At 36.3% G+C, this 19485-nt stretch carries 15 protein-coding genes and 2 other annotated features; of the genes, 6 read left to right on the top strand and 9 right to left on the bottom strand.

Annotation, left to right across the window (positions count from 1 at the left end; translation table 11 throughout):
• Positions 1-160: 160 nt before the first annotated feature.
• From P6936_RS01450 to P6936_RS01435, 4 genes are all read left to right on the top strand, one after another.
• Complete coding sequence (locus P6936_RS01450) at positions 161-1540, top strand: alanine/glycine:cation symporter family protein (RefSeq protein ID WP_276880629.1); 1380 nt, start codon at positions 161-163, stop codon at positions 1538-1540.
• A 159-nt stretch (positions 1541-1699) separates the two neighbouring features.
• Entirely contained in the window at positions 1700-2065 is a 366-nt protein-coding gene (locus P6936_RS01445; protein ID WP_276880628.1) for a DUF3139 domain-containing protein, read from the top strand.
• A gap of 98 nt (positions 2066-2163) precedes the next feature.
• The gene (locus P6936_RS01440; RefSeq protein WP_197416309.1) at positions 2164-2952 is read left to right on the top strand and encodes an Mrp/NBP35 family ATP-binding protein; all 789 of its coding nucleotides are present in this window, start codon (positions 2164-2166) and stop codon (positions 2950-2952) included.
• A gap of 8 nt (positions 2953-2960) precedes the next feature.
• Complete coding sequence (locus tag P6936_RS01435) at positions 2961-3938, top strand: DUF1002 domain-containing protein (RefSeq protein WP_004836756.1); 978 nt, start codon at positions 2961-2963, stop codon at positions 3936-3938.
• Between the two features lie 145 nt (positions 3939-4083).
• Here the strand turns inward: P6936_RS01435 and P6936_RS01430 are convergent, their stop codons facing one another.
• From P6936_RS01430 to P6936_RS01390, 9 genes are all read right to left on the bottom strand, one after another.
• Positions 4084-5145: a branched-chain amino acid aminotransferase gene (locus tag P6936_RS01430; protein WP_276880627.1), complete on the bottom strand. Its 1062-nt coding sequence runs from the start codon at positions 5143-5145 to the stop codon at positions 4084-4086.
• A 61-nt stretch (positions 5146-5206) separates the two neighbouring features.
• Positions 5207-5432: a binding site (T-box leader), on the bottom strand.
• Positions 5433-5631: 199 nt separating this feature from the next.
• Positions 5632-6339: a D/L-lactic acid transporter LarD gene (gene larD, locus P6936_RS01425; protein WP_276880626.1), complete on the bottom strand. Its 708-nt coding sequence runs from the start codon at positions 6337-6339 to the stop codon at positions 5632-5634.
• A 13-nt stretch (positions 6340-6352) separates the two neighbouring features.
• Positions 6353-7630, bottom strand: a complete 1278-nt coding sequence (gene larA, locus P6936_RS01420) for a nickel-dependent lactate racemase (RefSeq protein WP_276880625.1) — start codon at positions 7628-7630, stop codon at positions 6353-6355.
• Between the two features lie 496 nt (positions 7631-8126).
• Positions 8127-9893, bottom strand: coding sequence for an ABC transporter ATP-binding protein (locus tag P6936_RS01415; RefSeq protein ID WP_276880624.1), 1767 nt, complete (start codon positions 9891-9893; stop codon positions 8127-8129).
• Positions 9883-11751 carry an ABC transporter ATP-binding protein gene (locus P6936_RS01410; RefSeq protein ID WP_276880623.1) on the bottom strand — a complete coding sequence of 623 codons (1869 nt, stop codon included), beginning with the start codon at positions 11749-11751 and terminating at the stop codon, positions 9883-9885. Before P6936_RS01410 ends, P6936_RS01415 begins: the two co-directional genes overlap by 11 nt.
• Positions 11735-12934, bottom strand: a complete 1200-nt coding sequence (locus P6936_RS01405) for an ArsR/SmtB family transcription factor (RefSeq protein ID WP_276880622.1) — start codon at positions 12932-12934, stop codon at positions 11735-11737. Before P6936_RS01405 ends, P6936_RS01410 begins: the two co-directional genes overlap by 17 nt.
• A 166-nt stretch (positions 12935-13100) precedes the next feature.
• A complete protein-coding gene (gene tyrS / locus P6936_RS01400; RefSeq protein ID WP_276880621.1) occupies positions 13101-14351 on the bottom strand; it encodes a tyrosine--tRNA ligase in 1251 nt (416 codons plus the stop codon).
• A gap of 341 nt (positions 14352-14692) precedes the next feature.
• Positions 14693-15694 carry a PTS transporter subunit IIC gene (locus P6936_RS01395; RefSeq protein WP_276862157.1) on the bottom strand — a complete coding sequence of 334 codons (1002 nt, stop codon included), beginning with the start codon at positions 15692-15694 and terminating at the stop codon, positions 14693-14695.
• A 555-nt stretch (positions 15695-16249) separates the two neighbouring features.
• The gene (locus P6936_RS01390; RefSeq protein ID WP_040349408.1) at positions 16250-16750 is read right to left on the bottom strand and encodes a transcription repressor NadR; all 501 of its coding nucleotides are present in this window, start codon (positions 16748-16750) and stop codon (positions 16250-16252) included.
• 67 nt (positions 16751-16817) lie between these two features.
• Positions 16818-17049: a binding site (T-box leader), on the top strand.
• 63 nt (positions 17050-17112) lie between these two features.
• Here P6936_RS01390 and P6936_RS01385 point away from each other — a divergent pair.
• The gene (locus P6936_RS01385; RefSeq protein ID WP_276880620.1) at positions 17113-18678 is read left to right on the top strand and encodes an ABC transporter substrate-binding protein/permease; all 1566 of its coding nucleotides are present in this window, start codon (positions 17113-17115) and stop codon (positions 18676-18678) included.
• Positions 18671-19417 (top strand): amino acid ABC transporter ATP-binding protein, encoded by a 747-nt coding sequence (locus P6936_RS01380; RefSeq protein WP_004836745.1) that lies wholly within the window; start codon positions 18671-18673, stop codon positions 19415-19417. Before P6936_RS01385 ends, P6936_RS01380 begins: the two co-directional genes overlap by 8 nt.
• Positions 19418-19485 lie beyond the last annotated feature (68 nt).

Genomic DNA, 19485 nt, shown 5'->3' with positions numbered 1-19485 from the left:
GTTTCATCATACTTCAACAAGAGGGATAAATCACCAAATTATAAGTCTTATTTTTATATAGCGAAGGAAGCCTTACTAATTAGACCCTTTATAAAAAACTTGAATTTTTCTTTGTTATTTATTATACTATATTGGTATTTCAGTTTTAGAAGGGGGAAATATGGATATAATTTTAAAAGTCGCAGATTTTATGTGGTCCAATGTAATTGGATATGTGCTATTGGCAGTAGGCCTTTACTATTCCATAAGACTTGGCTTTCCACAATTTAGACATGCGCATTTGATAAAAAAGGTTATAAAGAAAAACCTAAAAAACGATGATGGAGTAAGCGGCTTTGCTGCTCTTGCTACAGCAGTTGGTGGACAAGTTGGAACAGGCTCTCTTGTTGGTGTTGCAACTGCTATTTGTTTTGGTGGACCTGGTGCAATTTTTTGGATGTGGGTTACTGCTATCTTGGGTATGGTAATTACTTTTGCAGAAACTGTTTTAGGTCAATTATATAGGGTCAAATTAAAGGATGGCTCTTATAGGGGCGGACCTGCATATTATGTGCAATTTGGTTTGAAGTCTCGTAGTTTTGGAATATTTACAGCATTTTTCTACATACTAGGCGTTGGTCTTTGTATTGCCTTCATGCAATCAAACTCGATAAGCCAAGCCTTTACAGGTGTTTTGGATCTTAATCCAATAATCCCAGGCATAATAGTTACAATTGCTGCTTTCATCATAACTATAGGCGGTATAAAAAGACTTACTGATTTTTCTTCAAAGGTTGTTCCTTTGATGGCTCTTAGCTATATAGTTGTAGTTTTAATTATTGTTTTTACAAACATAAGTAAATTTCCTTCTGTTATTGCTATGATTTTCAGGAGTGCCTTCCTTCCTCAAGCAGCCTTTGCTGGTATGCTAGGCCATACAGTCATGGAAGCTTTTAGGCAAGGGGTCGCTCGTGGTTTATTTTCGAATGATGCAGGTAATGGAATCGCAGGTATTATGCATGCATCAGCAGATGTAAAGCATCCTGCTGAACAAGGCTTTCTTGGAATGTTCGGAACTTTTGTTACAACAATTATAATTTGTTCCCTTTCTGCTTTCGCCCTACTTTTAACAGGAGTTGTGGGAGATCCGGCTAATGGAGCAGGTATTACCCTTGTCCAAGATGCCTTCGAAAGTATTATGGGAGTTTCAGGTAGATGGCTAGTGTTTTTTGCCATGTTTATGTTTGGCTTTACAACTCTAATAGCCGACCTCTTTTATGGTGAAAGCAATATTGTATTTATCTTTAAAGATAAATATAAAGTTCCTCTTTGGATTTATAGGATAATAGCCTTCATCATGTTTCTTATTGCCACTCAAATGGATCTAAAACTTGTTTGGGGCTTTATAGACGTCTTCGTTGGAATTGTAGTATTTATAAATGTAATAAGTTTATTCTTGCTCTTTAAAGATGTAAAAATGGTTTTAAGCGACTATCAAAGCCAACTTGCCCAAGGTATAGAAGATCCCGTTTGGAAGAGGGATAAGGAATATAAATTATAAAAATTTAATTAATAAACTAAAATCTTATACAAAATTAGAACAAAGCTCCAAAATCGGAAGAAGGATCTTGGAGTTTTTCTATGCCCAAATATTTCATTGATTAAGTTTAATCCTAGAAATAATTTGACTTCGTCCTATAATATTAGAAAAGGAGGACTTATGAAAAAGAAAAAATTTTTGTTGGCGATCTTGGTCTTTCTTGCAATAATCTTAATATTTATATATCCTGTAGAAAGGAAGCTTGCCCTAAGGGCCTATAAGGATTATAGAAGTGCCCAAGGAATTGGTGAAGAAAATATAGAAAGTGAAGAAGTCTTTAGGGATTATAAGAATGGTGGCTATAAGATTGTAGCAAACTATAAGGATGATCCGGGCTTAACTTACTATTATTCTTACTATCCTTGGACTCATAGGAGGGGAGAAAATTTACGTTTCAATAGAATTTTTCTTAATATAAGTAATTCCCACGAACAATTAGGTCCCCCCTATGAAAATAAGTGCAAGTACCCTCCCCTTTATGAATGAATCTTTCTTCTCTAAGCTTATCGGCTTAACATATGATAAATTGAAAGTATAATATTCCTACATCTGCGAAAGTACAGGTGCTTAGAAAAGGAGAGAACATGCAAAAGAAAAATATTAATTTAGATAAATTCAAAATCAAAGTCCACGAAGGTTCTTCAATCAAGAAGGTAATAGCTGTAATGAGTGGTAAGGGAGGCGTTGGAAAGTCTTCTGTTTCAGCCCTTCTTGCAAATAGCCTTAACAAAAAAGGCTACAAGGTAGCAGTCTTTGATGCTGATATTACAGGTCCATCTATGGCAGAAGCCTTTGGTATTGATGAAGCTGTTAGGGGCACAAAGGAAGGGCTAATGTATCCAGCCATAAGTCGTGATGGTATAAAGCTTATTTCTGTAAATATGATTCTACGTGAAAAAACTGATCCAGTTATTTGGAGATCATCAATAGTTACCAATGTCCTAAAACAATTTTACACAGATGTAGACTGGGGAGAAATCGACTATATGATAGTAGATATGCCTCCAGGAACTGCTGACGTGCCACTTACAGTTTTCCAATCTTTACCAATAGATGGTGTAGTAGCTGTAGCTACCCCTCAAGGCTTGGTAGAGATGGTTGTAGAAAAATCAATCAAGATGGCCAAGATGATGGGCAAAAACATCATAGGTCTTGTTGAGAATATGTCATATTTCAAATGTCCTGATTGCGGAAGTGTCCATCAAATCTTCGGCAAGAGCAATCTTAGCGAAGTAGCTGAAAAATACGACATAACTTGCATAGCCAAGCTTCCAATCGACCCACAAATAGCAGAAAAAATCGACTCAGGTCTTTGCGAAGATATTGATATGAAAGAGTTAAGTCCAATTATAGAAAAAATTGAGAGTCTATAGGAGATAATATGGTTAAGAAAATTTTGGCAGGGCTATTAACACTTGCAATCTTTCTTCCTCAGGTCGCTATGGCTAGTGACTTTGATAAGAATAAGGATGATGTAATATATGGTGTAGCCCTAAATGACGATCAGATAAATTTAGTCGATAAGGCTATGGATGTAGCAGATGATGTAAATGTTTCTCGTGTTGATGGCTCAGATCTTGAAAAATATCTCGGCTATTCAACAGCTGATTCAAATATGATTTCGTCTGTCTATGTAAAAAGACACGGAAAGTCTAAGGGGATTTCAGTAAAGATTAAAACTCCTGAAAATATAACAGAGATAACTGAAGGTCAATACACTAATGCTGCCATTACAGCAGGAATTACTGGTGCAGATATTCTCGTTGCAAGCCCAAAGCCTGTAACAGGTGAATCAGCCCTAGTCGGAGTCTACAAATCAGAAGAGTTGCGTGGAGTAAAGCTTGATAGCAAGAGAACTCAAACTGCCCAAGAAGAGCTTGAAACTGTATCTTCTGTCGCCAAAGAAAATGAAGGTAAGGATAAGTTCGATAGCAAAAAACTCGATAAGGTAGTAATAGATGTAAAACAAAAACTTGCCGAAAACAAGAAAAAAACTGGCGAGAATGCCTCATCAGACCAAATTGCTGTCTATATTAAAGATGCCCTTAACAATGTAAATATGGGAGATATCTTATCCAATAATAACATTCAAATTCTTGTCAACTACTTCGAAAACTACCAAAACACTTCTGCAATAGACAGTGCCGAGGTTAAGGAAAATCTTACTAAGCTTGCTGGTGATATAACACAAAAGGCCGGCAAATTCTACGAAGATAACAAGGATAGTATCAATAAGGTTGCCCAAGAAGCCAAGGATAGTGGTCTTTGGGATAAGATAATGGAGTTTTTTAGATCAATTTTCGATTCTATCATGAAAGCCTTTAACAACAATGATGAGGCTAGTGATACAAATAATTAAAAAGATTTAATTTATAGACATATCTCCTCCAAGATGACTGGCAAGGGATAAGTCTTACAATTATCCTAAGGATTTTCTATAAAATTCATATTTTAAAAAAGTAGCTGAGTAAATTTCTCAACTACTTTTTTTATCCAGTATTTTTTTATTTTACTTCTCTTCTCCAAGCGTACTTATCTTCTACCTTTGCCCATTGGATATCTGTTAGGTCCTTGTAGAGTCTGTGGGTAAGATTGCCTGTCTTAAAATCATTGACTTGGACTTTCTCACCCTTATAATAAAGCTCACCTATTGGAGATATTACTGCAGCAGTTCCCGTTCCAAAGGCTTCTGTTAGTTTTTTACTCCTTGCTGCCTCAATAAGTTCATCAATAGAAAGATGCTTTTCTACGACCTCATAGCCATATTCTTCTAGGAGCTTTAGGATGGAATCACGAGTTACTCCAGGAAGAACTGTTCCTTCGATAGGAGCTGTAATGACTTTTCCATCTATTACAAACATAGCATTCATTGAGCCAACTTCTTCTACATATCTTCTATGAACACCATCTAGCCATAGGACTTGGGTATAGCCTAGTTCTTCTGCCTTAGCTTGACCTATAAGACTTGCAGCATAATTTCCACCGCATTTTACAAAGCCTGTTCCTCCAGGACTTGCTCTAACATATTCATCCTCTACATATATTTTTACAGGATCGATTCCTTGTGGATAATAGGCTCCTACAGGAGATGCTATGATTAAAAATTTGTAGGTTTTTGCCACATGAACACCAACTGATGTTTCGTTAGCAAACATAAATGGTCTGATATATAAACTTTCTCCTTCTTTTTCTGGAATCCAAGCTTCTTCAACTTTTACAAGCTCCTCGATAGCTCCTATAAATAAGTCTTCAGGGACAATTGGCATGCACATCCTCTTGTTAGAATTGATAAATCTTCTAGCGTTCATCTCTGGTCTGAATAAATATACCTTTCCATCAGCCCCCCTATAGGCTTTTAGGCCCTCAAATGTTTCCTGAGCATAGTGTAGAACCATTGTAGCTGGATTCAAATTAACATCCCCATAAGGAAGAATCTTCATATCATGCCAGCCTACTTCGTCGGTATAGTCCATAGAAAACATATAATCTGTAAAATATTTTCCAAAGCCTAGTGATCCATGTGGTTTTTCTTTCAAATTTTCCCTTTTTATAAATTCGTATTTCATAATTCCTCTTTTCTATAATATAATTTTTGCAACAAAAAAACTCCCGCCTCCTTGCCCTTAGCAAAGAGACGAGAGATAGAATAATCCCCGCGGTACCACTCCTTTTCATCTATTGATGCACTCAATTCATAATGAATAACTCTGTAACGGGAGTTCCCGGCAAGGCTTACTCTGTTGGGCCTTGTAGCTCAGTGGTGATTGTTCGATATAACTTATCTAGTATTTTTCACCAAACAACACCTCTCTGAAAGATAAGTTATTCTACTTTTCCACGTCACAACTTGTTGTCATAATAATACATTCTAATGAAATAAAAATCAAGTTTTCAGAATAAATTTTTAAAAGCAAGAAGGACCTTATGAAATTAAGCCATACTTAATAATAACTTCATTAAAAATATATTGACTAAAAAAATTTAAGCGGAATTTTCATCTTTTGTTAAGACTAGATTCCGCTTAAAAATTCACATATTAATAAATTATTTTCCTAAAAACCAAGATAGAACTTAGCAAATAAGGCAGCTGCAATAGCTCCTACATATGGAGCAATTCCAGGAATTGTCAAACCATATTGCCAGTCATTATCTGTTTTGTTTTTGATTGGTAATAGGCTATAGGCAAGTCTTGGACCTAGGTCTCTGGCAGGGTTCATAGCAAATCCTGTAGGGCCACCCAAGGCCATACCAATTGCCCATACTAACAAGCCGACACCTATTGGCACAATATTTGGTTGATTTTTAACAAGACCTAGTATTGATGATAAGAAGATAAATGTTGCAAAAAACTCTACAAAGAAGTTTCTAGGAAGGTTTCTGTATATAGGGTTTGTTGAAAATATATTTCTTACCTTTACTGGGTCAACGTCTAGGGATGAATCAAATTGATCTTTGTATAGGACATAGCAAATTAAAGCTCCTACACATGCTCCCAAACATTCAACTATAACATATGGGACAAAGTAGCTCCAAGGGATAAGGCCAAGGATTGCTTGGCAAAATGCCATGGCAGGATTTATACATACATCCCCAAACACTACTAGAACTATAGTAATACCAAATCCCCATGTTGTTATGGCGAACAAGTGGCCTGAGCCTTGGTATTTGGCCTTGTTAAGCACCTCGTCGCAGTGAACACCAACACCGAAAATAATCATAAGGGCAGTTCCTAAGAACTCTGCTATTAGTTTTGAAATCATCTTCGCTCCTTAATTAATTCTCTACAACTACGCCTAAACCATCTGGAATAACAACTACTTTAGCATCTTTACCCTTTATATCAAAAGCTAATTTCAAAGCATCGTCCATAGTTCTTGCAAGTTGCATGTGTAAATCTGTAACAAGTTTTTCATCTACTTGGTCAGATACCATTATTACATGATAGTGAGAAAGGATACGGGCAAAGATTTGAGATGTCCATTGGTCTGGCACAGTTTCGAGCCTTGGAGTGTTGATAGCCATTTCTTCAAATTCTCTAGCTTCTTTTACATCGGCAATATTGTGATAGAAACCTTCACCACCGTGACCATCACCACAAGCACAACAGCTTATGATTACTCCGCCTTCTTTAACAGTTGCTTCAGCGGCTGTCATACCCTTTACAGCTTGGTAAATATTTTGATCAAGAGGAGCTCCACCATTTGTAGTGATAGCTATATCACAGTCAATCTTCTTAACGCTTGCAAGTTCTCTTACAAAGTCACAACCAACCTTGTGAGCCTCTTCCATATCACCTGCAAAGGAACCTATGATTTCGTGTTTACCATTCAACACAACGTTAATGATAAAGGCAAGATTTGCTGTTCTTGCTGCATAAACCATATCTTCGTGGATTAAATTATGCTTTAGGTTACCTGTCCTTGAATGTTTATCATCTATAAATTCACCACTGTGGTTAGCCATGATTGTCTTATAAGAAGCAATTCCTGGCAAAACTGATTTTCTTCCGCCAGAAAATCCTGCGAAGAAGTGAGCTTCAATAAATCCTTCAGCAATCAACAAATCACATTCTGCAGCAATCTTGTTGATAATGCAAGCTCCACCACTTGGAAGAGTTCCAATTTCTTTCATTGAACTATCATCTGTTGATACGTGCATTACAATTTCTTCGTTATCTACGATTTCTTGACCGTATTTGTTTATTAATTCTTCCCTAGTTGATGGGCGGTGGAATCCTGTTGCTACAAGAATACGAATACGAGCATCTGGGTTAGCACTGCGTATTCTTCTTAGCAAAATAGGTGTAATAACTTTTGAAGGAACTGGACGAGTATGGTCTGAACTGATAATTACTATATCCTTTTTACCTACTACAAGTTCTTCTAGACTCTTTTGTCCGATTGGATTATCTAAAGATTCTTCAACTAACTCTTCTTGAGACTTTTCAGAAACATAGTGGGTTTGTTTTCCCTCTAGTTTTCCTGCAAAGTTTTTATCTTCTAATGCGACCTCCATAGTTGTATGATCGTAAGGTACATTGATTTTAATCATTTTAACATCTCCTATCGTATTAATAATTATTCAACGCAATAGATTATAGCACAAATGGTCACTAATATCAAGATAAATTTTATTCGTTAGTATGCGTATAAAGAGATAAAAAGCAAGACCCCTATAAACTCTAAAATGTAAAACGTTTTTTGTAGATAAGAGATTTATATTTCATTAAATTATAGATATAATTTTGTAACAATTTGATAATATATGCAAAATTAAGTCTGTGCATTAATATACAAAACTCATAAAAGTTTATATGTAAAGACTTATAAATAGGCACTTATAAAAAAATTAAAGAAAAATATTAGTCAAGAACACATACTAAGAAATGGCTGAAATAATGCAAAAAACTGGAAAATTTAGCTTGATTTTATAAAAACTACCAGGGGTCTTTTTAGCTACAAATATTTTCCTAGTTGATATTAGGTATAATTATAAATTTTGAAATTAAAGTAAAAAAGCCCTCAAAGCTAGAAAATTTGAGGACATTTTACTTGTAGTATTTGGCTTGGGACTTGTAGAGTCTGGAGTATATGTTGTCGGTTTTCATCAGATTTTCGTGGGAGTCAAAAGCCTTGATTTTACCTTCATCTAGGACTAGAACCTTGTCGGTAAATCTTGTTGAGCTCATCCTGTGAGAGATGAAGATTGCAGTTTTCCCAGAGGTCATTTGATTAAATTGCTCGTAGATTTTCGCCTCTGCTAGGGGGTCGAGGCTTGCTGTCGGCTCATCTAAAATGATTAGGTCAGGATTTTGGTAAAGGCATCTAGCTATGGCAAGCTTTTGCTTTTGGCCGAGGGATAGGTCTGTTGCATTTTCGTAGATATCCTTGTTCATGTAGGTATCAAGGCCATATTCTAGGGAAGATATCTTCTCATCGAGGCTTATTTCCTTTAAAATCTTATTGATTTTTTCCTTGTCGTAAGCCTTGTTAGCTAGGATATTGTCCTTGATTGTAAAAGGCATGATGGAAAAATCCTGGAGGACGGCAGAAATTTTACTATAGAGGGATTTCTTGTCGATTTCTTTGATGTTTTCTCCATTGTAGAGGATTTCTCCTTCTTTGATATCAAAAAATCTCTCTAGCAACTTTACGATTGTGGTCTTTCCTGCGTTATTTACTCCAACTATAGAAATCTTCTCTCCCTTTTTTATCTTAAAGGAAATATCATCGAGGATTAGCCTGTCGCAAGCTTGGTAGGCAAAGGATACATTTTTAAATTCGAGACTTTCAAAAGCCCCTGCCTTTTTAAGTTTTCTTTCATCATCGCTTTCAAGATTGATGAAATCATAGAGGGGGATGAGATTGGCAAGGCTTAGGATAAAGTCGCCAGTTTCAGTAAACATGGCTTGGAAGGCTTTCATAAAGTTTTCATTGGCAGAAATTACTAGAGAAAACTCGCCAAAAGTAATTTGTGGGCCATAGGACGCTGAGAGGGTCCTCATTGCTACATAGGTGTAGGAAATAAATCTTAGAATAGTTTCTAAGAATATTTTTATAGCCCCCATATTTGCCTCATAGGCATATCTCTTGTTAAATTGATTAAGCATCTTATCGAGGTAATTTTTTACCTTTGCATTTATCAAATCTCCTAGCTCATAGACTCTTATTTCTTTTTGGTAGTGAGGGCCACCAATCAAGGAGAAATAGTAGGAAAATCTCCTATTTACATCAACAATTTCTAAGTCAAACTTTCTAGTAAAGGCAGATTCTTTGATGCTCGTTACAATTATTAGTAAAGAAATTCCTATAGAAAAAGCTACTAGATAAGGAGAGAAATTTATTATGATTAAAGCTGTAGCAAGCATGGTTGAAATACTTGTGATTATTTCTCTTAAGCACCACAAGAGATTGTGGATTGATCCCATATTTATGGCAGCATTGGCTTTTTCCTTTAGGTCGAGGGTGTGGGGATTTTCTATATTTTCGTAGGATAAGTCCATGGCTTTTTTGGCAAGCTCAAAGGTTAGGTAGTCATTTATCCCCTGACGTCTTACAAATTCTTCCCTGCTAGATACCCTCTTTATAAGGTCTAGGAGGATTTTTCCCAGGACTAGGGCAAGGATAAGTTTAAGGAAGTCTGGGATAGGCCTTGGATTTGTGATTTGGTTAATAAAAATCATTGGCACAAATACATCTACCATGGTGAAGGCTGAATCGATTAGGGCATTTAGGAGGATCACTCCTAGGTAGAAGGGATCGTTTTTGCAGATAATTTTGGCAAAAAGCCACAAGGCTTTAAATTTATTTTTCATTATCTTCCTCCTTATAATATTTCCTTTGGGATTCGTACATTTCTTTATAGAGTTCATTTTTCGCTAGAAGCTCTTCGTGAGATCCTTTCTCTCTTATCCTTCCACCATCAAGGAGCATTATCCTATCACAAAATCTGGTTGAAGCTAGCCTGTGGGAAATAAAGATTAAAGTCTTTCCTTGGCTTATTTTTTCTAAGTCCCTGTAGATTTTCTCCTCAGCTAGGGCATCGAGGGCAGCTGTTGGCTCATCCATTATCATAGCCTTGGCATTTTCTCTGTATATAGCACGGGCTATGGCGAGTTTTTGGTTTTCACCACCAGAAAAAAGAGTTCCATCCTCGTAAATATTTCTAGTCATCTGAGTATCTATCCCCTTTGGAAGTTGGTCAAGCTTATAGGAAAGGCCCGCCTTTTCTAGGGAATCTATTACTTTTTTTCTGTCGATATTTTTATCAGTTCCTGAAACATTTTCTGCTAGGGATACAGCAAGAGGCTCTACATTTTGAAGGACTGTGGCAAAGGCCTTGTATCTTTCATTTAAGTCTATGTACTTAGCATCCATGCCATTTATTAAAATCTCCCCTTCTGTCGGCTTATATAGACCTAGGATTAGAGAAACTATGGTGGATTTGCCAGCTCCATTTACCCCAACTATGGCTACTTTTTCCCTTTCTTTGATGGTAAAGGAGAGATTTTCCAAGACCTTTGTGCTAGAAAGAGGGTAGGAAAAAGATACATTTCTAAATTCTATTGTCATAGGTCCTGTGATTTTCTTATCTCCCCAAGTAGATTCTAGGTCATTTCTTATCATATCAAAGCCATCTCCTACATACAAAAGATTGGCCCTAGTTTGGGCAAGGTTTGTCACAATGGCAAGGGATACTTTGCTTAAGATTGCCACAGAAGTTATCATTAGGGTAAGCTCTTTTAGGCTTATCTCGTAACTTTTTATTTTTCCTGTCAAGAAATAAAAACAAATCGCCTCTATCCCTACAAGACTTATGGCAAGGATAGGAGATAAGAATATCTCAGGCTTGATAAACACTCTTGAAATTCTTACTACATCAGCTACTAGGGGCCTAAAGCCTTCTATAAATCTTTCCTTGAAGGAGAAAATTCTAATATCTTTGGCAAAACGAAAGTCACTAGCTTCGCTATAATAAGAAGACGTCTTTCTTCTTACCATGTTAAGCTCTCCTGTATGCTCGTGTCTGTATCTATCAGTATAATTTCTAACTACAAGTTGGATCAGAATAGAAATTAGAGCAAAGATACAGATTAGGGGATTAAGCCTTGCCAAAACTATCGAAATCACGATAAAGGAAAGGATACTTGAAAGAAGGGGGTACATATCGTGATAGATTCCCTCAAGACCTGTATTGTTGCAGGAAAATGGCTCAAAACCTCTGGTAAACTCTCCCATAAAGAGGGAATTTTCCCCAAGGCCATAGTCCATTTTCATAATAGATTCTGATGCTTTCACAAATAAATTTAACCTTGTATCCATATAGGTCGGATAAGTTCTACGTTCTATTTGCTTAGAAATCAAAGAAAAAGCAAAAATTATAAGGCTATAGGATGTAATTATAAGAATCATAGTCCTAAGGTCGGTCTTATTATTTATAAGTTCTACCAAAAAGTACATGATAAAGGCCTGTAAGACCGGTATCAAACCATTTACAAATGGATAAATCAACAAGGAAAGTTTTATCTTTAGATTATCCTTAAAAGGAGCGTAGGCTATAAGCAAAAGCTTGAAATTAGACAACTTATTCCCCCTAAGAAAGGCTCTTATGCTTTCTTCTGAATTTAAGTTTTGGGCTAGGTTTTCTTTTAATTTCTCATTCTCTTTGGTCATGATTTTCCTCCCTTATGTTACTAGCAAATTCGCTAAGTTCTTCTATGATTTTTTTAAAACCAGCTTTTCTCAAATAGTAATAAGTCTTTCTACCATCAATGTAAGCTCCTACAAAGCCACAAACGTGAAGTTGGCTTAGGTGGTAGGAAAGAGTGGCAGGAGTTATGAAAAGTTTGTCCGATAATTCCTTTGAATAGTAGGATCTTTCCATTAGTAAATCTAGAATATCAATCCTAGTAGCATCTCCCAAAATCTTTAGGTACTGGTTTAGGAGTTTTAACTTCCCTAGGCTTTTCTTCTCCTTATCAGCAAAAACACCCAACTTTATAAAGGCAAAGTCTAGATCTTCTGACATAAATTGAATCATTTCCATATTGGCTGCCATACACAGAGAGTAGACATTAAGGGGCTTAGCATTAGCAAGTAAAAAAGAATTTATCCCAACTTGGTCAATAATATCCTTGATAAACTTATAATCATCCTCCCTGATATGGTCAAAATGATTTGTTAGGTCTTTACTTAGGAGAGGAATCTTCTCCTTCAAAATTTCACAAAGCTTTTCAAGAAGGGGAAGGAGTCTGTTATAAATAGACCTAGTATTTGAGTAAGACCTCACTAGGTCCATAGACAACTCATCCCTGTAAGGAAGTTTCGCCATCAAGGTCAGGAAATTTTCCTTGAAGGCCTTCTTTTTGCTAGCTATAAGACTTGCAAGGTCCTTGTGATTTTCATCTCCAAGCTCAACTCCCATAAATTTTAGGAAACAAAAGTCAAAAACTTCTTTGAAACGCTCATAAGTTAAATCTTTTAAATCAAAAATATTTAGATTTTGGAAAATTCCCGCAAAAAAAGGCAGATAATTTTCGTCATTTTCCATAAATATGTAAAAAAGATTAAGAATATCAGTATTCTTTTCCGTAAAAAACTCTTCCAAATAAGGAAAGGCCTCACTTTTAACTTTCTTTACAAAATCAACATAGGCTTTTTCGGAAGTAAAAAGCTCTTCTATGGAAATTAGTAGCCAATCTTTTGAGAAAGAAAAGCCAGGATAGGCTACATCAAAGCTATATTGACCCTTGTTTGAAGCAGCTAGCCAATTTGTATAGTAGTAGATGATAAGCCCTGCCTCATTTACAAGAAGGGGCTTTTCTATGATATTAAAATCATTAAAAACTTGATCCATAAGACCTCCTTTGTTCGATAAATATCTAATAATTAATTTTAAATTAGATATGTATTTGATTAATTTAATTATAGGACAAATTTCATCTAATATCAATAGACTTATATTTGATATTTATCTAATATAATGGCAAAAAAAAGTAGCCCTAAGGCTACTTGTAAAATATCTAGGCTAGTTCCACCTTGTGGAAGTTTTTCTTGCCTTTTTTGATTATTATTCTTCCTTCTTCAAAGATTTCTTCTGTAACTTCAAAGGAAGGGTCGGTTATTTTTGTATCGTTGATTGATACTCCACCTTGTTGGATGGCTCTTCTTGCCTCTCCATTTGATTTGGTAAGGCCTATTTCTGTCATTAGAGCAAGTAGACCCTTTGGTAGGTCAGCTTTTCCTATTTGACTGGTAGGCATAGCAGATTCATCTCCCTTACCTGAGAAAAGAGCTCTTGCTGCTGCTAGGGCTTCATCTGCCTTCTCCTTACCATGGACAAGTTTTACTACCTCGTAGGCGAGGATTTCTTTTGCCTTGTTGATTTCACTTGCCTCTGTTTGATTTCCTAGTCTCTTACATTCTCCTGTTGGAAGGAAGGTTAGTTGGAGGAGGAATTTCTCGACATCCCTGTCATCGACATTTCTCATGTATTGGAACATTTCGTAAGGGGAAGTCTTATTTTCATCAAGCCATACAGCTCCCTTTTGAGATTTACCCATTTTTACTCCGTCAGCTGTTGTAAGGAGGGAGAAGGTCATACCGTAGGCCTTGCCATTTTCGTGTTTTTTTATAAGGTCAACTCCACCGATGATGTTTGACCATTGGTCAGACCCACCCATTTCAAGACTTACCCCATCTTCCCTATACATTTTCAAGAAGTCATAGGATTGGAGGAGCATGTAGGAAAATTCAAAGAAGGTTAGTCCACCTGCTGCCATCCTATTCTTGTAGGCATCTTTTTTTATCATTTCGTTAACTAAAAACTCGCTTCCCACATCTCTTAGAAATTCTACAAAGTTTAGGTTAAGGAGCCAATCCTTGTTGTTAAGCATTGTAGCCTTGCCATCAGAGAAGTCCAAAAATCTTTGGAATTGCTTGTAGAAGCAATCGGCATTGTGGTTAATCCTTTCGACAGTCATAACTTGACGCATATCACTTCTTCCTGAAGGGTCTCCTATAAGAGTTGTTCCTCCACCGAGAAGGGCAACAGGCCTGTGGCCGTAGTTTTGCATACGCATCATTACCATGATTTGGATGAGGTGGCCTACAGTTAGGGAATCGGCTGTGGCATCAAATCCACAGTAAAACTTAACTGATTCGTTTTTTAATAAGTCTTTAAGTTCTTCTTCGTTGGTAGCTTGTTCATAGTAGCCACGATCAACTAATTCATCAAATATATTATCGTATTCTTTTTCGTAAGTAAATTTCATTTCTCTTCCTTTCTTTTCGTAAAAATAGGTACAAAAAAAGAGCATAAAAGCGCAACAAGTGCGGTACCAGCTTTCTTTATACTCAGTGCCTAGGATAGACTCTAGGCGGGTCTTAAACAAAATGAAGTGTAATTCGCACCAAGTTATTTCAAACAAGGTCCTACTGGATTTCATTGTAAGTTCTATTCTTATTACAATATACACGATATTGAAAAATAAAGCAAGCCCCCTAACTTTTTCCCTTTAATAAAATAAAAGCCCAAAGCCCTTCTTAATAAATTGACGGGCCTTAGGCTTTCTATTTCACTAATAAATATTAACTTAACAATACGAACTTTCTTCTAAAAGTCAATTTTCATATCTCCATCCTTAATAAGTCCTCTATTTTTCATTATCTTATAGATTATAAAAGACAAGATAGCTGGTAAGATTATGTGAAGGAGAAGGACCTTGTATATAGCTCCTAGACCCATAGCATTTATAGTTCCGATTTGACCTACCAAACCACTTGTTCCCATGCCTGAACCTAGGGGTGTGTTTTTCATCTTGAAAACTAAAGTTCCTATAGGAGCAAGGATTGCGCTAGCAAGGGTAGGTGGAAGCCATATCCATGGATTCTTGATTATATTTGGTACCTGAAACATACTCGTTCCAAGACCTTGGGCAAGAAGACCCTCTAGACCATTGTCCTTATAAGAAATTACAGCAAAGCCAATCATTTGTGCACAACAACCTACTGTCGCAGCACCACCTGCAAGGCCTTCAAGACTTAACATCATACAAATTGCTGCTGATGAAATAGGAAGGGTTAGGGCCATACCGATAGTAACAGCTACTACAATTCCCATGAAAAATGGTCTAAGCTCGGTAGCCTTCATAATAAATATGCCTATAGCCTTCATAAAACTTGCCACATAAGGTCCAATCAAATCCCCTACCAAGATTCCTACGATGATGGTGATGCTTGGAGTTATGATAATATCAAGCTTGGTTGATTTTGATACGAGCTTGCCAAATTCAACTCCAAAAATTGTAGCCAAAAATACTCCAACCGGGCCACCTAGCTCGTAGGCTCCAAGACCAACTATGGTAGATGCAAACAAAACTAGATTTGGTGCCTTTAAGCTTACAGCTATGGCAACGGCTATGGCTGCCCCACTGGCAGACTTCGCTAATGGCCAAAGTCTATCGGTAAGATAGGCAATATGTAGGCTTTGACCAAGGCTGTTAAGTATAGTTCCAACCAAAAGAGATGCAAACAAACCAAAGGCCATAGCCCCTAGGGCATCAATAAAATAAGTTCTCCAGGATAAATTTATCCCCTTTTTTCTTAAAAATTCCATTAATTTCCTCCAAAATATATTCATTTAATATTTTAGCACAAAAATTATTCGTTGTATATACAGTGGGGAATATTTTTCATCCAATGCCTAATCCTTATTTGAAAATACTAAATTTAAAATAAGAGGGTTTCTCTACTGACTTTTTCTACTAAATTTTAAGTATATTTTCTTGTAATTTTTAAGGATTTTTGCTGACCCTTAGAATTTTTCCTAAGAGTTAATTACTTGTGTTTGCTTGGGCTTATTTGCCGTCTTTGAGTTTTTTATATTTTTAACAGCTCTTGGAATTTTCATTTTCTTTAAATTTACCTACTCGTATTAAAGCAGTTTTTTTACATCTTTTAATTTTGTTCACGAGCTTGGAATTTTTTCCTAAGAGTTAATTACTTGTGTTTGCTTGGACTCATTTTCCGTCTTTGAGTTTTTTTATATTTTAATAGCTCTTGGAATTTTTATTTTCTTTAGATTTACTTACTCTTGTTTATGAAAGTTTTTCTCATCTGTTAGGATTTTTTATAGATCCTAGTATTTTTTGCCAAATTTTAGTTAGTTTTCCTAATCGACCAAGATGCCTTTTTCTCTTAGCTTTTCTCTTATGTTGGTTTTAGCAAATTCATCTCTTACTCTTATGGTGTGGTAGTGGATACTGTCTGTTAAATTTTTTAGGGGAGTTGCCTTATCTATGGATTTTATGAAGGAGTCCACCCCGTTTCTAGATTTAATATCCAAATTTTTTTTAATCAAGCCATAGGTCTTGTGATTGATAAATACATCGAGGATTTCTCCTCCATTGTCGACTATGGTATTTAGCTCTTCTCCAATCATGAAATCATCATGCTTGCACTTAACTATGAAAGTTAGACAGGCTCCATCTTCAAGCTTGTAGCCCTTGTTGGTCGATATTATATCATAGCCTAGGGCCTTTAGAATGGAGATGTCTTTTACTATTACTTGTCTTGTTACGCCAAAGTCTAGGGCAAGGCTTGTTCCTGATATCGGGTAGGTCTTATCTTGTAATATTCTTATTATTTCTAATTGTCTGTCTTTTATGTCCATATTAACCTCTCTATCACTGTACCCTAAAAATAAATTTGACATTATTTTTATTTGATGTAATATATAATCAACAACATTGATAAGACGAGTAACCCAAGATTATAAAATAAAGAGAATCCTAGTTGGTGCGAATGGAGATTTTATGCTTGAGTGAATAAAGACTTTGAGTTTTGTCGGGGATATTTTGATCTGACAACGGGGCTTGCCCGTTATAGCGAGAGAGTATGATTGTACTTATTGAGTAGTAGGCCGTGAGGTTTACTAAAATTAAGGTGGTAACGCGAATTTTCGTCCTTATTGCTTCCAAATGGAGCAGTAAGGACTTTTATTTTACAATCAAATTTATTTAGAAAGGATTTATTATGAAAAAGATTTTAAGAATGATGCTTGCGATCGTCCTACTTTTCACCCCTTTTTGTAGGGCAAATGCTAGCCAAGAAGACACTTTCAGAGTTGGTATGGAGGTAAACTATGCACCATACAATTTTTCTGAAGTAGACGATAAGAACGGGGGATGTCCTGTGGCCAATTCTCCTGGCGAGTTTGCTAATGGATATGACGTGCAATTTGCTAAGAAAATTGCTGATGGACTCGGCAAAAAACTTGAGATTTATAAAATCGAATGGGATGGTCTGATCCCTGCCCTAACTAGTGGCAAGATCGATGCTATTATTGCAGGTATGAGTCCAACTGAAGAGAGGTTAAAGCAAATTGACTTCTCTGTTCCTTACTACCATGCTTCTATGGTTGTAGTTACCCAAAAGGACTCAAAGTATGTAAATGCTAAATCAATTAATGATTTTGCTGGAGCAAAGATTACCGCTCAGCTTGGTACTTTCCACGTAGCAATGATTGATCAAATGAAGGGTGTTAATAAGCAAGAGCCTATGGATTCCTTCCCTACTATGATTGCAGCTGCTAATGCTGGTACTATTGATGGATATATTTCCGAAGAAGCTGGTGCCCAATCAGCTATAGCTTCCAATCCAAAGCTAACTTATATAAAGTTTGAAGATGGCAAGGGCTTTGAAACTAAGGATGAAGATACAACTGTTGGAGTTGGTATTGCTAAAAATTCTCCACTAACAGACCAAGTCAACAAGATTCTTTCTTCAATGGATATTCCAAAGGAGCAAGAAGAAATCATGGCTAAGATGACCAAGCTTACCGCAAACGAGAAAGAAAGCACTGGTTTTATATCAGAAGTTAAGTCAATTTGGTCTACCTATTCAGGACTTTTCCTAAAGGGTGTTGTTAACACTATGTTTATAGCTGTTGTTTCAACTATTTTAGGTTTCTTGATAGGTTTAATCGTAGCAGTAATAAGAAGACTTGAAGTTAAAAAGACTGATAATGTAATCTCCTACTATTTCCACAAAATTATAAATGCAATTTTGGCAGCTTATGTAGAAATTTTTAGGGGTACCCCAATGATGGTACAGTCTGTAATCATCTTCTATGGACTCAAACAATATTTTGATATAGACTTATCAACTATATTTGCAGCTGTCCTAATTGTATCAATCAACACTGGCGCTTACTTATCAGAAGTCGTTCGTGGTGGTATTAATTCAATTAATAAGGGCCAATTCGAGGCTTGTAAGGCTATAGGAATGACACATTTCCAAACTATGATACATGTTATCCTCCCACAAACCATCCTTACCATCCTCCCATCCCTAGGCAACGAATTTGTTATTAACATAAAGGATACTTCCGTACTTAATGTAATCTCTGTTACAGAATTATTCTTCATGTCTAAATCAGTTGCAGGATCAACCTACCAATATTTCCCAACTTATTTGATAACAGCAGTAATCTACTTTGTCCTAACCTTTACTATTACAAGAATCCTTCTTGTTCTAGAAAAAAGATTTAACGATACTGACTTTATCATGGAATCATCAACAGGAGCAAAAAATGTCTGAGATAATTAGAGTAAATAATTTAGAAAAGAAGTTCGGGGACAATCTAGTCCTCAAGGATATTAATATGGAAGTCGACGAAGGAGAAGTTGTTTCTATTATAGGTTCTTCTGGATCTGGTAAGTCTACCCTCCTCCGTTGTTTAAATCTTTTGGAAAATCCAACTAGTGGAGAAATCCTCTACAGGGGAGAAAATATTCTAGATCATAAGTTCGACCAAAGAAAATATAGGTCAAGAGTTGGCATGGTTTTCCAAAATTTCAACCTCTTCGCCAATAAAACAGTTCTAGAGAATTGTATGCTTGGTCAGATGAAAGTCCTTGGTAGAAACCACAAGGAAGCTGAAGAAATTTCTAGAAAATATCTTGAAAGCGTAAATATGCAAAACTATGTCAATGCTAAGCCTAGCCAAATTTCTGGTGGTCAACAACAAAGAGTAGCCATAGCTCGTGCCCTTTGTATGAATCCGGATGTATTACTTTTTGATGAGCCAACAAGCGCCCTCGACCCAGAAACAGTCGGAGAAGTTCTCGATGTAATGACCAAACTTGCTAAAAGCGGTATGACTATGATAGTTGTAACCCACGAGATGGACTTTGCAAGGGATGTATCAACTAGGGTTTTATTTATGAACAAGGGCATAATCCTAGAAGATGCAAGCCCAGAGAAAATCTTCACTAACCCTGATAACGATAGAACTAAGGAGTTCTTGAAGAGATTCCTCTCTGATAAAGTAGACTAATATAAAGTAAAGAAAAGGGGCTGTTGCAAAAGTCCTGACACAGAAAAAAGGCGAGGAAAGTGAAATCC

Source organism: Anaerococcus tetradius, from assembly GCF_947087635.1.
GTDB classification, from domain to species: Bacteria; Bacillota; Clostridia; order Tissierellales; family Peptoniphilaceae; genus Anaerococcus; species Anaerococcus tetradius.
The sequence above is the reverse complement of the archived record's forward strand: the minus strand, read 5'-3'. Positions and strand labels throughout refer to the sequence as shown.